Consider the following 19165-nt stretch of genomic DNA (forward strand, 5'->3'; position numbering starts at 1 on the left):
TCCAGCGACGCCTACGGCCGATCCGGCTCGGCGGACGAGAGGGCGATTGCGTTGAACAGGAACTTGAAGGTGCCGTGCGGCTGCGCACGCCGCGTGACGAGCGGGCCGAACAGGTACAGATGCCCGTTGCCCACCTTCGCTTCCGCCATCGTCACACCGCCCTGGAGGTGCTCCTGACCCCACGCCCAGCCGCTGATGAGGGGCTTGTCCGTCTCGAACCAGGCGAGTGGCGTCACCCCGTTCGCTCCGTCGTTCCTCGCCGCCAGCGCCGATGCGCCGAACACGGGGCTGTTGTTGAACGATACCGCGAGCGTCGAAGGAACCCCCGTGGCAACGAGCCGCGAGTTGTCCACCGTGACCTCCAGAATCGACCCGGGGACGTAGTACTCCTCCCGGCCCAGCGCCTCGCCGTCCTTGACCAGATGGTCCTCGAGCGGGAGCCCGAGCTCCGCCCCGAGGGCCGTCGAACCGCCGATGGTGACGATCGAACCGCCGTCCTCGAGGAATTCGATCAGCGCCGGCGTCGTCGCATCGGAGGTGACCCGGCCGAGCCGGTCGTGGTACTCCTCGGGAATCGTCTCCGGAGCCGGCGCGCCGCCTCCTCCGAACTGGAACCGCGAGCCGATGGCGCCCTGTGGGAAGATGATGACGTCGTAGTCGTCGCGCAGATCTCCCGCGTCGAGCCGCTGCGGGAAGACGAGTTCGAAGTCCGCGTACTCGAACTGCTCGAGGATCCAGCGGATCCAGCCGGACGGCATGGAGCCGCCGTACGTGTCCCAGAGCGCGATCCGGGGCGCCTCGAGGCGCAGGGCGTCCACGTTCGGATCGTTTTCCAGGCCCTGGAAGTCGATCCCCAGATCGGCGGCCAGCGACGCGACCGCGTCGGTCGTGCCGCGGCGGCTCTTCACGTAGAACGTGCCGGCCGGGTGCATTTGCCCACCCTCGCGCAGCGGCGACGTGAGCCAGTAGACCTCGTGTCCCGAAGCCTGCAGCCGGTTGATGGCCGTGAACGCGTCGTTCGCCTCGTGACCGAACACGAAACCGTCCGCCCCGTCGGCATCCGCGACCGTCCCCGCCATGGGGCTCGCGTTCCACTCCCCGATCTCCTCGAACGGTCCGTCGAAGCCCTCCAGGATGCGGTCGAACTCCACCCCCATCTGCACCGCGAGCGTCCACCCCGCGTTGTCGTACGGCGGCGTCGGGGCTGCCCCGGGGAAGAGAAAGTCATCCGGGTGGTCCTGCGGCTCGAACATGTCGAGGACGTGCGGCCGGAAGGCCTGCGCGGCCCGCACCACGTAGGAGCCCGAGGGATACTCCTTCCCTTCGACGGTGAAGTCGGATGTCGCCCGCTCCACGATTACGCCGCCCTCGAGCAGCGCATTCACGAACTTCGTCGCGGTCGGAAAGTCGGCCTGGTCCGATGGGAGGATGTACCCGCGGGGATCGCGCAGGTCGGGCTCGAACAGCCTGTCGTACTCCGCGCGCGTGCCGCGGCTGCCGCCGAAGCCACCCACGTTACGGGCGAAGTCGGTCTCCGCCGCCCCGGCGCGCATCTCCTCGCGCAGCCACTCCACCCGCCGGGGATGGATCGTCCAGCTGTCCTTGCTGCCGCGCTCGATCGAGTTCATCCCCATGCGCCAGATGCGGTAGAGGAACGTCTCGCGGTAGCGGGAGGCGACGTCGAGCACCGCCTTGTTCGCGGTCACCGAATAGTCGACGGACTGTCGGAAGTGCCACGGCTGCGGTTCGATCGGGGCCGGCAGATTGTCGTTGGGCAGCACCCGCTCGAGAATCAGCGGGATCTCCATCGGGGTCGGGTTCCCGATCGTTTCCGTGAGGAGCCCGATCATGTTCTTGAAGTAGGGTGTCGTGCGCAGGCCGCCGTTCCACCACGTCGAGTAGTTCGCCCCGCGCCGCCGCGTCGCTCCCGGCTTCCCCTCCTCCGTGAAGCGCGAGTGCATGGCGGAGCCCACGAGATCGATCCCGGTGATGACCATCGGGTCGATGTTGTAGTTGAAGGGATCGCGGAACGGGGGCGCGAAGAGCACGGTCCCGGTGGGTCCCGTCTGGTGGTGGTTGTAGACGATCTGCGGATACCACGTCCGGTACATCTGCCGGTTCATGTTCTCGGATTCCGACTGGAAGGACGTGTAGAAATCCCGGTTGTTGTCGTGCCCCACGTACTTCTGGTAGAGGACGGGGATCCCGCGCGTGGAGCGCTCCGTCTTCTCCTCGTTCCGCGTGTACCAGTTCGAGACGAGGTCCATGCCGTCGGGGTTCGCGTGGACGAAGAGGATGATGACGTCGTCGAGGATCCGCATCGTCTCGTCGTCGGTCCCGCTCACGAACTGCCACAGCGTCTCCATGAGCTGCTGCGCGCCCAGCACCTCCGTGGCGTGGAGGCCGCCGTCGATCCACACGATGGCCTTTCCGCGCCGGGCGAGTTCTCTCGCTTCCTCCTCGGTCACGCCCCTGGCGAGCGCGAGGCGGGCGGAAATCTCCCGGTATTCGTCGAGGTTCGCGTGGTTCTCGGGCGAGGTGACGATCGCCATGAGCTGGTCGCGGCCCTCGGCCGTCGCCCCGATCGACTGCAGCGTCATGCGCGGGGACTCGGCGGCCAGCGTCTCCCAGTAGCGGGAGAGATCGCCGTAGTCCGGCAGTTCGTAGTCGGCGCCGATCTCGTGGCCGAAGAAGGCCTCCGGGGTCGTCAGCTCCTGCGCGAGGCCGGGCCGCGCGGTCACGACGCCGAGGACGATCGTGGCGGCGGTCAGGATGCCGCGGGCCGAAGCCCGATTGGGGGCGAAGAACGACATGTGCGGACTCTCCTTACGCAGATCGTGTGCAGAGTTGCGGCGCCCATTATGGCGACGGCGTGCCCGGGAAGCCAAAGCACGCCGCCCCGGAAGCGCCGCCGCCCGCCGGCGCGCCCGATCTTCCGGGCGTGCGGCGGGCGGCTTCGGCTGGAGCCGGGTTAACTCCCGGCCCTGGCAGTCCGGCGGCCGCGTCAGCGCATCGGCGGCATCGGGACCTGTACCGGATCGCCGAGGTCGGGACCGACCCCGGCCGCCTGCACGGCCGAGAAGAGCGCCGGCATGCGGTCCTCGATGAGGGCGTTCAGCCGGTCGATGGCGCCGGGCAGCGCGCCCCAGCCGCGCTCGAGCTGGTAGAGCATGTCCGCCGTCGGCGCCGTGTGGTAGCCCGACAGACCGCCGGACACGCCGGCGCCCCCTCGGGCCGTGTCGAGTTCGTCACCGATCTCGTCCAGCTCCTCGCCGATGGCCTCGACTTCCGCCGTCAGCGACTCGGCCACATCGTGGCCCTCGAGCTGCGCCTCGACATCGGACAGGTGGCCGCGCAGGCGGGCCGCGGCCTGCAGCCCCTCATTCGTCGGCTTCGCGAGCGCGTAGGCGCTCATGAGTGCCTCCTGGCGCGCCATGAGGTCGCCCTGGCTGATGTTCACGCGCGGGTCGAGCCGTACCGTGACCGCCGTCTCGAGCGTCTGTCCCGCCGCATCCAGTCGCGCCGTGTACGTGCCCGGGAGAACCTTCGGCGCCACGCTGCCGGCCCGGAAGAAGAACCCTCCCCCGCCCGGCGGCGCCGGTGGGGGCTCGTAGCGCAGATCCCAGATCACCTCGTTGAGGCCGCGGTCGCCGCCGCCCTCGAGTTCGCGGATGACGGAGCCGTCGGAGTCGAGGATCGTGATCGCCGCCTTGCCCGCCATCGCGGGCATCGGTGCCGGGTCATCGCCGTTCGCGGACGGACCGCCGGTGACGATCCGCTCGCCGCTCTCGCCGCCTTCCTCGTCGGCCGTCGGGGCGTCCGGCAGGTCGCTCCCCAGCCAGTAGCGGATGCGGGCGCCCTGCGGCGGGTTGTCCGCCTCCCACACGCCCGGCGTCCAGCCCTGCGGCGTGTAGGGGTTGTAGGCGACGGCCGACTGCGTCGAGAAGAGGTGCGCCTCGGAGGCGAGCACGGCCTGGCTCAGCTCCTCGAGCGGCGTGATGTCCTCCATGATCCAGATGCCGCGCCCGTGCGTGCCGATCACGAGGTCGTTCTCGCGCTCCTGGATCTTGATGTCGTCCACCGGCGCGGGCGGCATGTTCCGCAGCAGCGGCTGCCACGAGTTCCCCGCGTCGATCGAGAAGTAGGTCCCGATCTCGTTGCCGGCGAAGAGGAGGTTCGCGGCGCGGTGGTGCTGCGCCAGCGCGTTCAGCGACCAGCCGTCCGGGATCCCGTCCCGGACCGCCCGCCAAGACTCGCCGAAGTCGTTCGAGACATACAGGTACGGGGCCATGTCGTCGTTGCGGTGGTTGTCCCCCGCGACCCACACCGTCCCCGCGTCGGCGTGCGAAGCCACGATGCGCGTCATGTACAGCTGGTCGGGCACGCCCGGCATGTTCGGCGCCACGTTCGTCCACGTTCCGCCGCCGTCCCGCGTCACCTGCAGGTTCCCGTCGTCGGTGCCCGCGTACACGACCATCGGATCGAGCGGCGACTCCTCGATCGAGATCATGTTGCCGAAGCTCGATGTCCCGTCGTTGGCCGACATCATCGGCTCGGAGCCGAGGACGCCCATGATCGAGAGCGTCTCGCGGTCGATGTTCTTCGTCAGGTCCGGCGAGATCTGCTCCCACGTCTGGCCGTAGTCGGGCGTCTTGAACACGACGTTGGACCCGTAGTAGACCGTGTTCGGGTCGCTCGGCGACACCTCGACCGGCGTGTCCCAGTTCCAGCGGAACTCGGGCAGATCCTCGTCATCCCCCTCCGGGCGTCCCAGCGGACGCATCCGCAGCCGCTCGCCGGTCTTGAGGTTCACGCGCATGGGGTTCCCGTTCTGGGACTCCGCGATCATCTCCTCGCCGTTCGGATGGAGGACGGTGAAGTAGCCGTCGCCGCTCCCCACGTTGTACCAGTCGCGGGTCCGGATCCCCTGGTTGGACCAGGTGTCCGAGGGGCCGCACCAGGAGCCGTTGTCCTGGAGGCCGCCGCACACGTGATAGGGGTCGCGGTTGTCGACGCCGATCTCGTAGAACTGCGCGAGGGGCAGGTTCGTCAGCTGGCGCCAGTTGTCGGAGCGGTCCCAGCTGATCGAGACGCCGCCGTCGCCGCCGAGGATCAGGTGGTCGGAGTTCGCCGGGTTGATCCACAGCGCGTGGTGGTCGGAGTGGACCTCGGAGGCCGCGTCCGGCGTGAAGTTGTACCCCCCGTCCGAGGTGCGGTACAGACTCGAACCGCCCAGGTAGAGCCGCTCGGGATCGTTCGGGTCGATGCGGATCTGGCTGTAGTACATGGGACGGTTGTTCGTCGTGCTCGTCTGCACCCACGTCTCGCCGCGGTCGGTCGACTTGTAGGTCCCCGTCTTGCGGTCGGCGTCTTCCTGGGCACCGAAGCCCTGTCCCGGGGCGCGCGCGTCGGCTTCGACGATCGCCCAGACGAGGTTTCCGTCGCGCCGGTAGATGTCGAGCCCGATGCGGCCCACGTCACCCTCCGGCAGGCCGCCGGCGAGCTTCGTCCAGTTGTCGCCGCCGTCCATCGTCCGGTAGATGCCGCCCCCGGGTCCGCCTCCGTTGAAGCCCCACAGCGTCCGCTGCCGCTGGTACATGGCGGCGAACAGCGTCATCGGATCGCCGGGATCCATGGCGAGGTCGATCGCGCCCGTGTGTTCGTCGACATGGAGGACAAGTTCCCACGTCTCGCCCCCGTCCATCGTCCGGTACACGCCGCGCTCCGGGTTCGCGCCCCACAGGCGGCCCATCGCCGCCACATAGGCCACGTCCGGATTCCGCGGATGGACCTGGATGCGCGAGATGTGGTGCGTCGCCTCGAGCCCGAGATGGGTCCAGGTGCGGCCGGCGTCCGTCGACCGGAACACGCCCATCCCCCACGGGGAGGACTGCCGGTTCTGCGGCTCGCCCGAGCCGACCCACACGACGTTCGGGTTCGACGGGGCGAGGGTGATGTCCCCGACGGACAGCATCAGCTGATCGTCGAACATCGACTCGAACGTGCTCCCGCCGTTGATCGTCTTCCACACGCCGCCCGTGGCGACGCCGACGTAGAAGGTGGACGGATCGGCCTCGTTGACGGCGAGGTCGGCGATTCTGCCGCCCATGATCGTCGGACCGATTTCGCGCCATTCGAGCGCCTGGACCGCCGCCTGCAGATCGGCGTCCTGGGCCAGCGCGGGAAGGGGGGTTGCGGCGAGGGCAAGCACCGCGAGGAGAGACAGAGACACCGGGAGCCCTGAGCGCGTACGCATCTCGCTTACCTCGTTTCGGGAGGAGTACCGCGGGAGGGAGCGGTCCGGGCAAGGAACCGGTACCGGCCACCCCACCCGACCACACAGCCCGTATAGAATAGATGAACCCATCGAAATCTGAAACGGGGTGCCCCGGAATCCGGCTCCTCGACCCCGCCTCCGCCTTGTCTTCGCCTTGTCTCCGCCGTCTTGCCGTGTGTCTCCGCTTGACGGTTACGACATCACGTCGTAAACTTACGACACGCCGTCGTGACAGCGGCGTTGATGAGGGCGGAGCGAGAGGCGGACAGACACGAAATGACGGACGTGATTCTGCAGATCGGAGCCAGCAAGCTGGCGATCTCGATCGGTCTTGCCGGAGTAGCGTGGGTCGCAGGGCGGCGCCGCCGGAACCCGTCGCTGGCGCACGGACTGTGGCTGCTGCCGCTCGCCGTCCTGCTCGTGCCGCCGTTCGTCTCGATCCCGGTCTGGTCGGCGGGGGTCAATTCGGCGGGTCCCGTGGCCGCGATCGGTGCTCTCGAGGCGCAGCCGACGCCAGCGGCGGGAACCGCCCTGCTTGACTGGCTGCGGGACGGCGGCAGGGAGGGGCTCGTCTGGCTCTGGCTCCTGGGCACCGCTTCCGTGCTCGGCTGGACGCTCGCGCGCACGCTGCGCTTCCATCGCTCGCTCCTGAGCGCTTCGGAACCCGCCCCGCCCAGGGTTCAGCTCCTCGCGCGGGACATCGCCCGCCGGCTCGGTCTCGGCGCGGCCCCCGCCGTTTATTCGACGCGCGCGCAGCTGTCGCCCATGGTGTGGTGGGCCGGCGGGAAGGTGCGGGTCCTCCTCCCCTCGAAACTGCTGGCCGAGATGGACGGGTCCGAACTGCGCTGCATCCTGGCGCATGAACTCGCCCATGTCCGGCGCCGCGACCACGTCGTGCGCTGGCTCGAATGGCTCGCGTGCGCAGCCTTCTGGTGGAACCCCGTCGCCTGGTGGGCCCGCCGGCGGCTGCGGGCGTCCGAGGAATTGTGCTGCGACGCGCTCGCCGTCTCCGCGATCGAGGCCGAACCCCGCACTTACGCGGGGGCGCTGCTCCGGGTGATCGACTTCATTTCGAAAACCCCGGCGCCGGGCCCCCTGACCTTCGCGAGCACGATCGATCGCTGCGGCCGAGCGTCGCGGCTTGAAAGGAGATTTCGCGTGATCATGACGAACCGAACTTCGACCCCCACCCCGCGCTGGCTCCGCGTCGCCCTGCGCTGCGGCGCCGTCTGCCTGCTCGCGGGCGGCCTCGTCTACTGCACCGACCAGTCGAACCTCACCTCCGTCGACCCGGCCTTCGTCCCGGTTGAAAAGGAGGCGGTCCTGCACCTCGACGACGGGCGAGACGGTCCGGCCACCGACGCGCCCCTGCACCTGCGGCCACAGGTGATGCGCAAGCTGATCGAGGCAATCGCAACGGAGCACGCCCTTCCGGCCAACCTCGCCAGGAACCTGCGTGCCGCGGGAGAAACGGCCCTGTCCGGTGGGTCGGTGCGGCTGCGTGGAGACGACGGTCGGGTCGAGGGGCTACTTGGCCGCACCCCCGACATATTCCTGGCCGTGACTCCGGACGACGGGGCTGGAGATTTCAAGACGGTCGTGCTGGACATCGCCCGCCTGCGGTCGGCGCTTTCGGAAGGTCCGCTTTCGGAAGAAGCCCTCGCCGCGGAACTCGCTCGGCACCTCCGAGTGAGCCGGCACAACCCGAACATGTCGTTGCTCAAGGGGGTGCATGTGGAGTGTACGGGTGCCGAAGCGGCGGTGCTCGATTCTTCATACGAGTCCCAAATCGCCTCCATGACGATGACGTGCGAAACGGCGAAGACCAGCTCGCCAGGGTTCAGCATGAGCGGCGTCGTCAAGAGGAACTGACGGAGCGGTTATCTGACCTTTGACGTGCAGCGTCGAGAACGATCGAGAGAGGGCGTCGCATGACGACACCAAGACTGGCCAACGCCGAACTCGCGGTCATGGAGCGACTCTGGAAGGAGGGGCGCCTCACGGCGCGCCGACTCCGCGACCTGCTCTACCCGGACACGACGAGGTCGGCGCACGGCACGATCCAGCGCCTGCTGCAGCGGCTCGAGGACAAGGGTTTCGTCCACCGTGACGCCAGCCTCGGCACCCAGCTCTTCTCCGCCCGCATCAGCCGCGAGTCGTACGCGTCCGCGCGCCTCGAGGCGCTGGCCGCCCGCATCACGGGCGGTTCCCTGGTCCCGATGATCACCCAGTTGATGGAAGAGCGGAAGCTCGAACCCGAGGAGATCGAGCGCCTCCGGGAGATTTTGGAGGAAGGATGACCGACCCAGGGTAGCGCGCCCGCCGGGGTCGGGGGATCTTCGGCTGGCGACAGGCTGCGGGATCCACTGTCTTCGCCGCCTTCAAGGCCCAGCGAGCCGGAGCGTCACCCGAATGGCTGCCGAAATACGGATGGAACGGATGACCTCGCCCGAGATCGGGGCGGCGATCGAGGCGGGGAATCACGACGGTCGTCGTCGCGGCGGGCGCGGTGGAGCAGCACGGGCCGCACCTGCCGCTGTTCGTGGACGCCGAGCACGGGGACCGGCTCGCGGTCGAGATCGCCCGGCGGCTCGGCGGGGCGCTCGTGGCTCCCACGATCCGGGTCGGCTGGTCCGCGCACCACATGGCGTTCCCCGGCACCGTCTCCCTCGAGAAGGAGACCTTCCTCGCGGTGTGCCGGGACTACGCCGTCAGCCTCGCGCACCACGGCTTCCGGCGCGTCTGCTTCGTCCCATCCCACGGAGGGAACTTCGCCCCGCTCGCCGAGGCGCGTGACGCGTTCAACGAAGCGGCGGGGCCCGACTGTTCCGTGGACGTATATGCGGACTTGGCCGAGGTCATCGGCGTCTGGCGCGCGGTCGCGGAGGCGGAGGCGGGCCTCGGCGCCCGCGTGGGCGGCCACGCGGACATCGCCGAGACGTCGATCATGATGGCCATGCACGACGGGATCGTCCGCGAGGCACTGGCCGAGTGCGGACGACTGACGACGCCCGAAGAGGAACCGGAACTCATCCGGCGCGTGCTCAGCGAGGGGTTCGCCAGCGTGACGCCGAACGGCATCCTCGGCGACGCGCGCGGGGCGAGCGCCGAACTCGGCGAGAAGATGATCGCGGCGCTGGCGGACCGCATGGCCGCGCACTTTGGGGCGTAGGTTCGCTTCGGGTGCTGGTTCGGACCTGAAGATGGAGGCGATGGGATGAGGGACGCGCGGACGGGGATGACGATGGCGATCGTGCTGGCGACTGTGACGCCGGCCGCGGCTCAGGAGCGGCGCGGCCCGCCGCCGGTGCCCCCGGACACCTCGCCGCCGATGACGGTCGAGGCGTACGACCCCCGCTCGACGCTTGTCGTGCCCGAGAACCCGGTCGCGCGCGCGGCCTTCCCCTTCGTGGACGTTCACCTGCACCTCAACGGGACGATGCCGCGGGCGCAGCTCGACCAGCTCGTGCGCGACATGGACGCGCTCAACCTCGCCGTCGGCGTCAACCTGAGCGGCGGCACCGGCCCGCAGCTCGCGCGGCAGATCGAGGCCTTCGAGGCGGCGTATCCCGGCCGTTTCGTCGTGTTCGCGAACGTCGACTTCAGCGACATCGGGGACCCCGAGTTCGGCGCGCTCGCCGCGGCCCGGCTGGAGGCCGATGTCGAGGCCGGCGCCCGCGGGCTCAAGATCTTCAAGAACCTCGGGCTGTGGCTCACCGATGCCGCCGACCGGCGCGTCCCGGTGGACGACCCCCGCCTCGACCCGATCTGGGCGAAGGCGGGAGAACTCGGCATCCCCGTCCTCATCCACTCGGGAGACCCGGCGTCGTTCTGGGAGCCGATGGACGAACGCAACGAGCGCTGGCTCGAGCTTCGCGTGCGGCCCCGGCGCCGCCAGAGCGGCCCACCCTCCTTCGAGGTGGTGCTGGGCGAGCAGTTGAACATGTTCCGCCGGCACCCGGAGACGACGTTCATCGCCGCCCACCTCGCGTGGCTCGGCCACGATCTGGGCCGCCTCGGGCAGCTTCTGGACGAGATCCCCAACATGAACGTCGGACTCGGCGCCGTGATCTACGAGCCGGGCCGGCAGCCCCGCTTCGCCCGCGAGTTTTTCATCGAATACCAGGACCGGATCCTGATGGGGAAGGATTCCTGGGCGCCGGACGAGTATCCCACCTACTTTCGGGTGCTGGAGACCGCCGACGAGTACTTCCCCTACTATCGCAGGTACCACGCCTTCTGGCGCATGTACGGGCTCGACCTGCCGGACGAGGTCCTGCGGAAGGTCTACTTCGAGAACGCGCTCCGGATCATCCCCGACATCGACCGAAGCCGGTTTTCGGGGAGAGAGGACGGGAGATGAAGGATCCGGCGAAGAGAGCCCTCGACGCCTACAGGAAGGCGATGTCGAGGGAGGAGGCATACGACGCGGCGTACCGGGCGCTCGCCAACGCCACTCTCGCGGTGAAGCGGGCGGAGGAACGGCTGGAAACGGCCCGCGAGGCGAAGACGGACGCCGCGGCGCTGGTACACCGCGCCGCCGGTGCCTTCGTCGATGCCCTCAGGAACGCCGAGGAAGCGTACACGGCGGCGGAGGAGGCGGGGGCCGTTCCCGCTCGGGGTCCCACCGAGTTGAACGACGTGAACCGCGAATCGATCAGCCGCCAGGCCGACAAGGCGAGCGAACTGCGGAGCTGGCTGAAGTTGCTGGACTGACCGCGGCGCCGCCCCTTCCCGTCACATATCCGGATAGTCCGCCGTGGGTCCGAACATCTGGGGCACCGGCACGTCGAGGAGCCGCAGGTAGACGCCCAGTTGCGCCCGGTGGTGGATCAGGTGGTCGAGGACGAAGCTCCGCATCACGACCGCCTTGGGCATCGAGAAGCGATCCTCGCCCGCGACCTTGAGCGTCCACGTACCGGCGAAGACCTCGTCCGAGGTCGCCGCGATCGTCTCCCGCGCCGCGGCCGCGCCCTCGTCGAGCGCCGCGACGAGTTCGGCCGAAGACTTGAGTTCGGGATTCTGCGGCGGTCCGTCGCCGTCCGGAGCCACGTCGAACTCGGACATGGTCAGCGTCGCCACCGTCCAGTTGGGAAGCATCGCGACGTGGGTCGCCAACTCGCCGAGCGTCCACGACTTCTCGTGCGGGCGCCAGTCGAGGCGGTCATCCGGCACGGCTTCCAGCGTGGCGCGGCAGCCCGTCACGATATGGTCGAACTGCATGAGGGTCTGTTGAGCAATCATGGGAGACTCCGTTGTGGGTGCGCGGTCGCCGCCCTCCGGGCGGTGACGGTCCAGCGGGCGCGGTAACCTGCAATGCTCGCCCGGTGGATGGAACCATGCGCCCGCCTCGGTGCCGACGCTTCGCCCGGTTCTTCCGGAACGCCGGGCGTCTTGATCCGCATCGCGACTTAGCTAGATTATTAGCTAGATACTGAGTTCCGGAGGGGAGATGTCGCACGTCGTGAACGTTCATGAAGCCAAGACACAGTTGTCTCGCCTTCTGGCACAGGTGGAAGCTGGAGAGGACATCGTCATCGCTCGCCGCGGCGAGCCGGTGGCACGGCTGGTGGCCTGCAAGCCGGCCGGCAAGCGCCAACCGGATGTTCTAAGGGACCGGATCGTGATCCCCGACAGCTTCTTCGACCCGCTGCCGGACGAGGAACTGGCCGCCTGGGAAGGCAGATAGCAGTGCGCGTGTTGCTGGACACGCATGCGTTTCTCTGGTGGATCGCGGACAGCGGGCGGCTGTCCCGAAAGGCTCGCCGTCTCATCGCGGACGAGACGAACGACATCGCCGTCAGCGCGGCTTCCGCGTGGGAAATCGCGACGAAGCACCGGATCGGCCGACTGCCGGGTGGCGAGGCAGTGGCCCTGGATGTGGCCGGCCGCATATCCGATCAGGGGTTCAGCGAACTTGCCATCAGCGTCAGCGACGGGGAACGCGCGGGGCGCCTGCCCGGCCCCCATCGGGACCCCTTCGACCGAATGCTCGCAGCACAGGCTCTCGCGCGCGGCCTTCCGATCATCTCGATCGACGGAGTATTCGACCGCTACGGTCTGGATCGTCTCTGGTAGCTACTCGCGCTTTGCTCGAGGTTCCGGATCCCTCGCGGGCGCCGAATCGATGCGCCGCACGATGCCGTGGAGCATGCCGCGGAAGATCAGCCGGTGGATGGGGTAGAGGAGGTACCAGTACAGCAGGCCGCCGAGGCCCAGGGGGTCGAAGATAGCGGTCTGCGTGATCCGGCTGCCTACCTTTAGGGGTTCGACTTCGAACTGGAGCCAGGCGCGTCCCGGGACCTTCATCTCGGCCCGCAGGCGGAGCAGGCGGCCGGGTTGGACGGCCTCTACGCGCCAGAAATCGAGCGGGTCGCCGTGGCGCAGCTCAGTCGGATGCGGCCGCCCGCGCCGCATGCCGACCCCGCCCAGGAGGAGATCCGCGGATCCGCGCAGCACCCACAGCCAGTTGGCGTAGTACCAGCCGTTCGTGCCGCCGATGCGCTCGATCGGCGCGAAGGCGCGCTCGGCACCGACTTCCACCATCGCCTGCTGCCGGTCGACGATCCGGGAACCGACGCGTTTCCCGCCCCAGAGCGGCTGCCCGCCGCCTGACGAGACGGCGTCGCTCCACCGGGTCCGGGCCATCGCGCCGTCTTCCTCGCTCAGCGCCCGCTCGATCGCCTCGCGCACATCGAGGGGACGGACCGGGAAGCGGTCGAGGGCCGCGGCATCGCGCACCACCGTCTGGTTCCGCAGGCTGGTCACGAGCTTCCGGCCCACCCGCGCGTAAACGGGCGTGACAAGACCGAGCCACAGGCTCGAGAGTCGCGGGCTGAGGAGGGGGACGGGGACCATTACGCGCCGCACGCCGACCTGGCGGGCGTACTCGTGCATCAGTTCGCCGTAGGTGACCCGTCTCGGCCCGCCGATCTCGAACACCGCGCTGCGCTCCAGGTCGAGATCGAGCCCGTGGATCAGGTAGGCGATGACGTCGTCGATCGCGATGGGCTGGGCCGGCGTCCGGACCCAGCGCGGCGTAACCATGCACGGCAGCTTGTTGACCAGGCTCCGCAGGAGTTCGAAGGAGAGCGACCCCGATCCGATGATGATTGAGGCGCGGAACTCCAGCGTGGGCGGCCCTTCGGCGGCGAGGATGCGGCCGACGTCCCGCCGGCTGGCGAGGTGAGGCGACAGCTCGCCGTCACCGATGAGACCGCCGAGATAGATCACCCGGCGCACGCTCCGCACTCGCGCGGCACGGGCGAAATTGCCGGCACCGAGGCGGTCCTGTTCCTCGAAGTCGGCCTTCGATCCCATCGAATGGACGAGATAGTAGGCGGTGTCCACGCCCTGGAGCGCTTCGACTAACGAGTCGGGATCCAGCACGTCGCCCGCGAGGATCTCGGTCCGGCCCGAGAACCGGTTGGCGAGGTACCGGGGGTTACGAGCGAGACAGCGAACGGGTTCGCCGCGCGCCTCGAGGGCCGGGACGAGCCGTCCACCCACGTATCCGCTCGCTCCGGTGACGAGAACGCGACGCGGCCGCCGATCCGGGCTCCGTGTTGGGGGCAATCGTGGCGCCGGCCGCGGGTCAGTCGTCGCGCTTGCCGGTGTCGCCGCGGCGGATCTCGAAGTCGCGGCGGTCCCGGTACAGGAGCGCGCGGTTGAGGACGTAGTCGCCGCCCTCCACCTCCATGTCCGCGCACTCCGTCATCGTCCAGTACTTGTAGTCGCCGAGGAACAGGTACTCGCGCGTCTGATGGAAGAATCGGCAGGTGACGCCCTCGCCGCGCCGGATGCGTTCGCAGAAGGCGGCGAGGAGTTCCTGCTGCCCGTCCTTCCCGCTCACGACGTACTCGTGGGGCCACGTCTCGCGGTACGTCACGGCCTCGCGCCACGGGGCGCGAGCGATCAACTCCATGATGTCGGGCCGTCGCCCTTCGTCCGTCATCCGTCGACGCCTTGCCCGATCCGGCGGAATTCCAGCGTGCCGATATTCAGAACGGTCGTGCCGGTCTCGATGAGGCCGGTGATGCGGTCGTCGGACCGGATGCGACCGTCGTAGCGCTCCGAGGACTCGCCGTAGTCGAGCGTCAAGAGGACCCTCGAAGGCTCGTGCACGCCGCTCACGGTGCCGGGGGACACCTGCTCGGCGGGGTGGGGGATGAGGCGGAAGTCCGTTCGGCTGACCCTGCCCGAGACGTTGCCCTGCCCGTCCTCCCGCAGCCAGAGCTGCCAGGACACGCCTCCGCCGTCGATCAGAGTTACCGCGCCGAGCCAGGTCCCTTCCAGCGGCCGCTCGCCCGGATCCGTCGCGAAGCCGCACCCCCCGGCCACCGCCCACACCCCGATCGCGACCGCCGACATCGCGGCCCCGCGTCTCAACATCGCGTCAGTTCGACCAGGGGGGGACGATGCCGTTCATGCGGGCGTAGGAGACGGACTGGCCCACGTGCTCGTTCATGTGGGAGACGAGCTGCAGGAGGACGGCCCAGCCCTGCACGGTTCGGCCGTACAGTTCCGTCTCGCCGTCGAGCTTCGCCCCGGTGAGGGCGCCGACCTGCTCCATCACGTGGCGGACGGACATCTCGTGGATTTCGCGCACCTTCTCCTTGTCGCGGATCGATTCGATGTCCGCGTAGTCGAACCCGTTCGGAGGCGCGATCCCCAGGTTCTGGTCGAGGTACATGAAGTTGTAGCGGGCGATGTGCATGTAGACTTCGCCGACCTGCATCACGCCCTCGCCGGGGGCCCACGAGAACTTGTCCGCGGGCATCACGCGCGCGAGTTCGGAGATCTTGCGGCTGGAGCGCTGGAAGTGGCCGAGAATCTCGTCCCGGATGGTGATCGGATCCGTCACCGCGGGGACCGGCGACGCTTCCGCGACCCCGCCGGCACCGCGGCCGACGCCATCCTGGGCGAACAGACCTGCGGGGACCAGAACCCCGGCGACGGCGAGAGCGGCGATGAACCTCGGCTTCATGTGACTTCCTCCTCCCCCGGCTCGGGGGAACGTGGGTACGCATTCCCGCGACATAGGCAGGTGATATGATACAGCCCGCTCGCTCGTTGTGTCTCGTGTACGACGGAGCGAGTCGATCCCGAACCCCCGCGAGGCGCATGCTGGCAGACCGCGGAAAAACCCCGCTGCGTTCGAGCGGCGCTGCGTCCCGCCTGAGCGCGGCGCTCCTGGCCGCGCTGTGCGCCGGATGCGGGCCGGAGGCGCTCGACTGGGTCGAGGAGGACGGGTACCGCTGGGCCGAGCTTCGGGTGTCCGGGGACGACGAGCCGGGATTCGAACGACTCGACCCGTCGGAGACCGGAATCTCGTTCGAGAACGTCGTGACGGAAGAGCAGTACATCGCGAACAGCCATTACCTGAACGGGTCCGGCGTCGCGGCGGGGGACGTGGACGCCGACGGCCGCGTCGACCTCTATTTCACGGGGATGGACGGACCGAACCGGCTCTACCGGAACCTGGGCGGCTGGCGCTTCGAGGACATCGCCGAGGAGGCGGGAGTCGCGGCGGCGGATCGCTTCTCGACGGGCGCCGTGTTCGCGGATGTGGACGGGGACGGAGACCTCGACCTGCTGGTCAACGCGCTCGGCGGACCGAACGCGCTCTACCTGAACGACGGCACGGGCCATTTCACGGACGGGACGGAGGAGGCGGGGCTCTCCTCGACGCTCGGGAGCATGTCGATGGCGCTCGCCGACATCGACGGGGACGGGGACCTCGACCTGTACGTCGTGAACAACAAGGTCGCGACGGTGCAGGACCTCTTCCCCCCCGACGTCCTTCAGCCGAGCAACCTCTACCGTCAAACGGGGGACGGGTTCGAGATCCTCCCGGAGTGGCGGGAGCACTTCACGCTCGGCGAGGTCCGGGAGGGGATGGTCCCCCGGCTCGAACTCGCGGAACCCGACCGGCTCTACCTGAACGACGGAACGGGACGGTTCACGCCGGTGCCGTGGACGGAGGGCGCGTTCCTCGACGAGGAGGGGCGGCCCCTGGCGACGGAGCCGTTGGAGTGGGGGCTCGCGGCGCGATTCCAGGACATGGACGGGGACGGGGATCCCGACCTGTACGTCTGCAACGACTTCCATAGTCCGGACCACATCTGGATCAACGACGGGACGGGGCGTTTCCGGATGCTCGATCCGCTCGCCATGCGGAACACGAGCTTCGCCTCCATGGGCGTGGATTTTTCGGACGTGGACCGGGACGGGTTCACGGACTTCTTCGTGGTGGAGATGCTGAGCCGGGAGCAGCGGCTGCGCATGAAGCAGATGGTGGGGGGCGAGCCCGATCGGCCGTTCCCGGGACGGTTCGGGAACCGGCCGCAGAAGCCGCGCAACACGCTCTACCTGAGCCGGGGGGACGGAACCTTTGCGGAGGCCGCGCAGTTCGCGGGCCTCGACGCATCCGGCTGGTCGTGGGGAAGCACGTTCGTGGACGTCGATCTCGACGGGTTCGAGGACCTGCTCGTGGGGACCGGCCATTTCTACGACGCGATGGACAAGGACGCGGCGCAGAGGGTCGGGTCGATGGACTGGCGGCAGCGGATTCTCGGCTTCCCGCCGCTCCGCCTCTCCAACGTCGCCTTCCGCAATCGCGGAAACCTGACCTTCGAGGAGGTGGGCGAGGCGTGGGGGTTCGCGGGAGACGAGGACATCACGCACGGGATGGCGGCGGCGGATCTCGACGGGGACGGGGACCTGGACATCGTGACGAACCGGCTGCTCGCGCCGGCGGGGGTGTACCGGAACGTGGGGCGGGCGCCGCGGGTGGCCGTGCGGCTCGTCGGTCGCGGGCTCAACACCGGGGGCGTCGGCGCGCAGGTCCGTCTGTCGGGCAGCGGGTTGCCGGCGCAGACGAAGGAGATCGTCGCGGGAGGCCTGTACCTCTCCGGTTCGGAGGCGTTGGCCAGCTTCGCCGCGGCCGGCGAAGAGATGACGATCGAGGTCGTGTGGCGGGACGGGACGGTGAGCCGGGTGGAGGACGTCCGCGCGAACCGCATCTACGAGATCCGGGAGCCCGCGGCCGGCGGCGCGGCGGTGGCTGCCCCGACGGCGGATCCGGAGGCGCCCCTGTTCGACGATGTGTCCGAGCTGCTCGGGCACCGTCACCGGGAGAACGCGTTCGACGACTTCGCGCAGCAGCCGCTCATCACGTGGCGTCTGGGACAGGGCGGCCCGGGCGTCGCGTGGGGCGATATCAACGGTGACGGAGACACGGACGCCCTGGTAGGCGGCGGGGGCGGGGCCGGCCTCTCGGTCTTCCGCGGCGACGGCGAGGGCGGCTTCGTACCGGACCGGGGAGCGCGCGGCGGCGGAGCGGCCGGGCCGGCGCCATCCCCGGGCGATCAGACGGGCCTCGTCGTCGTCCCCGGCCGGGCCGGCGCCACGGTGGTCGTCGGGACCGCGACGTACGACGGCTCCGACCGGGCGGCCTCCTCGGCCACGGTGCTGAGGGCGTCCGGCACGGCGCTCCGGGAGGCGCAGACCCTCCCGGCAGCCGAGTCGAGCACCGGCCCGCTCGCGGCGGCCGACGTCGACGGGGACGGCGACGTCGATCTCTTCGCGGGCGGCCGCGTGGTCCCCGGCCAGTACCCGGCCGCGGCGACCTCTCGCCTCTTCCTCAACGAGGGCGGCCGCTACGTCCTCGACGAGTCGAATGCGGCGGTGCTGAGCGGCGTGGGCCTCGTGTCCGGCGCCGTCTTCAGCGATGTGGACGCGGACGGGGACCCGGACCTCCTGCTCGCCATCGAGTGGGGACCCGTGCGGCTCCTCGTCAATCGCGATGGACGATTCGAGGACGCGACGGCGGCGTTCGGACTCGAGTCCCGGACGGGGTGGTGGAACGGAGTGACGACGGGAGACCTGAACGAAGACGGGCTGCCCGACCTCATCGCCTCCAACCGGGGACTCAACTCGCAGTTCACCGCAAGCCCCGAGCGTCCGGCCACCGCCTATCACGCCGACCTGGACAACGATGGCTTCCGCGATGTGATCGAGGCGCGGTACGACGAGTTCACGCGCTCGATGGTGCCGGTGCGGGGACTCCTCACGCTGGCCGGCGGTCTCCCCTTCCTTCGCGGCCGCATCCAGGGGTTCGAGCACTACGGGCAGCTGGGCGTGAACGAGATCCTGGAGCAGCCCGCGGACCTTCTTCCGACGGTCGAGGCGACGACGCTGGAGCACACCGTGTTCATCAACCGCGGCGGGTCGTTCGAGGCGTTCGACCTGCCGCGTGAAGCGCAGTTGGCGCCCGCCTTTCACGCGGGCGTGGCCGACATGGACGGGGACGGGCACGAGGATGTCTTCCTGAGCCAGAACCTGTTCGCGCTGCGCGGCGAGGCGGACCGGAACGACGGAGGCCGCGGCCTGTGGCTGCGGGGCGACGGGACGGGGGCTCTGACGCCGGTCCCGGGACAGCGGTCGGGCATCGCGGTCTACGGCGAGCAGCGCGGGGCAGCCTTCGCGGACTACGACGGAGACGGGCGCGTGGACGTGCTCGTCAGCCAGAACGCGGCCGGGACGAAGCTGTACCGGAACACGGGCGCGAAGCCCGGGCTGCGCGTGCGGCTGAGTGGCGGCCCCGGCAACCCGGCCGCCATCGGCGCCGCCATCCGCCTCGAGTACGCCGGTGGAGCGCTCGGTCCGCTACGAGAAGTGCGGGCCGGCGGCGGCTACTGGTCCCAGGACGATCCGGTTCAGGTGATGGGACTCGCGGCGGAACCGACCGCCGTCCGTGTCCGCTGGCCCGACGGCTCCGAGACGGTCACGCCGCTCGACGCACCGACCCCGCCCGAGGTCACGATCGACGCGACGGGTGCCCTCGCCGCCGACCGCTGAGGACCCCGCCGCTCCGCCTTCCCCCTC

At 69.4% G+C, this 19165-nt stretch carries 15 protein-coding genes; 8 read left to right on the forward strand and 7 right to left on the reverse strand.

Going from position 1 to position 19165, the window contains the following annotated elements; genetic code table 11:
- Window positions 1–11: 11 nt before the first annotated feature.
- Window positions 12–2813 (reverse strand): M14 family metallopeptidase, encoded by a 2802-nt coding sequence (locus tag ACOGI9_RS12505; RefSeq protein WP_419857448.1) that lies wholly within the window; start codon window positions 2811–2813, stop codon window positions 12–14.
- 191 nt (window positions 2814–3004) lie between these two features.
- A complete protein-coding gene (locus ACOGI9_RS12510; protein ID WP_419857449.1) occupies window positions 3005–6256 on the reverse strand; it encodes a WD40/YVTN/BNR-like repeat-containing protein in 3252 nt (1083 codons plus the stop codon).
- Between the two features lie 297 nt (window positions 6257–6553).
- On the opposite strand from ACOGI9_RS12510, the gene ACOGI9_RS12515 reads away from it, so the two are divergent.
- From ACOGI9_RS12515 to ACOGI9_RS12535, 5 genes are all read left to right on the forward strand, one after another.
- Complete coding sequence (locus ACOGI9_RS12515) at window positions 6554–8149, forward strand: M56 family metallopeptidase (protein WP_419857450.1); 1596 nt, start codon at window positions 6554–6556, stop codon at window positions 8147–8149.
- A gap of 59 nt (window positions 8150–8208) precedes the next feature.
- Window positions 8209–8577, forward strand: coding sequence for a BlaI/MecI/CopY family transcriptional regulator (locus tag ACOGI9_RS12520; RefSeq protein ID WP_419857451.1), 369 nt, complete (start codon window positions 8209–8211; stop codon window positions 8575–8577).
- Window positions 8578–8756: 179 nt separating this feature from the next.
- The gene (locus ACOGI9_RS12525) at window positions 8757–9449 is read left to right on the forward strand and encodes a creatininase family protein (RefSeq protein WP_419859294.1); all 693 of its coding nucleotides are present in this window, start codon (window positions 8757–8759) and stop codon (window positions 9447–9449) included.
- Window positions 9450–9494: 45 nt separating this feature from the next.
- On the forward strand, window positions 9495–10640 hold the full coding sequence (locus ACOGI9_RS12530; RefSeq protein WP_419857452.1) for an amidohydrolase family protein: 1146 nt from the start codon (window positions 9495–9497) through the stop codon (window positions 10638–10640).
- Window positions 10637–10993, forward strand: a complete 357-nt coding sequence (locus ACOGI9_RS12535; RefSeq protein WP_419857453.1) for a hypothetical protein — start codon at window positions 10637–10639, stop codon at window positions 10991–10993. Before ACOGI9_RS12530 ends, ACOGI9_RS12535 begins: the two co-directional genes overlap by 4 nt.
- Before the next feature lie 21 nt (window positions 10994–11014).
- On the opposite strand, the gene ACOGI9_RS12540 is transcribed toward ACOGI9_RS12535, so the two are convergent.
- Window positions 11015–11521: a DinB family protein gene (locus tag ACOGI9_RS12540; protein WP_419857454.1), complete on the reverse strand. Its 507-nt coding sequence runs from the start codon at window positions 11519–11521 to the stop codon at window positions 11015–11017.
- Window positions 11522–11729: 208 nt separating this feature from the next.
- Between ACOGI9_RS12540 and ACOGI9_RS12545 the strand changes: the two genes are divergently transcribed.
- Both ACOGI9_RS12545 and ACOGI9_RS12550 read left to right on the forward strand, forming a co-directional pair.
- A complete protein-coding gene (locus ACOGI9_RS12545; RefSeq protein ID WP_310754813.1) occupies window positions 11730–11966 on the forward strand; it encodes a type II toxin-antitoxin system prevent-host-death family antitoxin in 237 nt (78 codons plus the stop codon).
- Window positions 11967–11968: 2 nt separating this feature from the next.
- Entirely contained in the window at window positions 11969–12355 is a 387-nt protein-coding gene (locus tag ACOGI9_RS12550; protein ID WP_419857455.1) for a type II toxin-antitoxin system VapC family toxin, read from the forward strand.
- On the opposite strand, the gene ACOGI9_RS12555 is transcribed toward ACOGI9_RS12550, so the two are convergent.
- The 4 genes from ACOGI9_RS12555 to ACOGI9_RS12570 are packed head-to-tail and all read right to left on the reverse strand — an operon-like array spanning window position 12356 to window position 15263.
- On the reverse strand, window positions 12356–13852 hold the full coding sequence (locus tag ACOGI9_RS12555; protein ID WP_419857456.1) for an SDR family oxidoreductase: 1497 nt from the start codon (window positions 13850–13852) through the stop codon (window positions 12356–12358).
- 19 nt (window positions 13853–13871) lie between these two features.
- Window positions 13872–14231 (reverse strand): hypothetical protein, encoded by a 360-nt coding sequence (locus ACOGI9_RS12560; RefSeq protein ID WP_419857457.1) that lies wholly within the window; start codon window positions 14229–14231, stop codon window positions 13872–13874.
- A complete protein-coding gene (locus ACOGI9_RS12565) occupies window positions 14228–14668 on the reverse strand; it encodes a hypothetical protein (RefSeq protein WP_419857458.1) in 441 nt (146 codons plus the stop codon). The genes ACOGI9_RS12560 and ACOGI9_RS12565 overlap by 4 nt, the downstream gene beginning before the upstream one ends.
- 4 nt (window positions 14669–14672) lie before the next feature.
- Complete coding sequence (locus ACOGI9_RS12570; RefSeq protein WP_419857459.1) at window positions 14673–15263, reverse strand: DinB family protein; 591 nt, start codon at window positions 15261–15263, stop codon at window positions 14673–14675.
- 137 nt (window positions 15264–15400) lie between these two features.
- On the opposite strand from ACOGI9_RS12570, the gene ACOGI9_RS12575 reads away from it, so the two are divergent.
- A complete protein-coding gene (locus ACOGI9_RS12575; RefSeq protein ID WP_419857460.1) occupies window positions 15401–19138 on the forward strand; it encodes an FG-GAP-like repeat-containing protein in 3738 nt (1245 codons plus the stop codon).
- Window positions 19139–19165 lie beyond the last annotated feature (27 nt).

The organism is Candidatus Palauibacter irciniicola, assembly GCF_965208695.1.
GTDB classification, from domain to species: domain Bacteria; phylum Gemmatimonadota; class Gemmatimonadetes; order Palauibacterales; family Palauibacteraceae; genus Palauibacter; species Palauibacter irciniicola.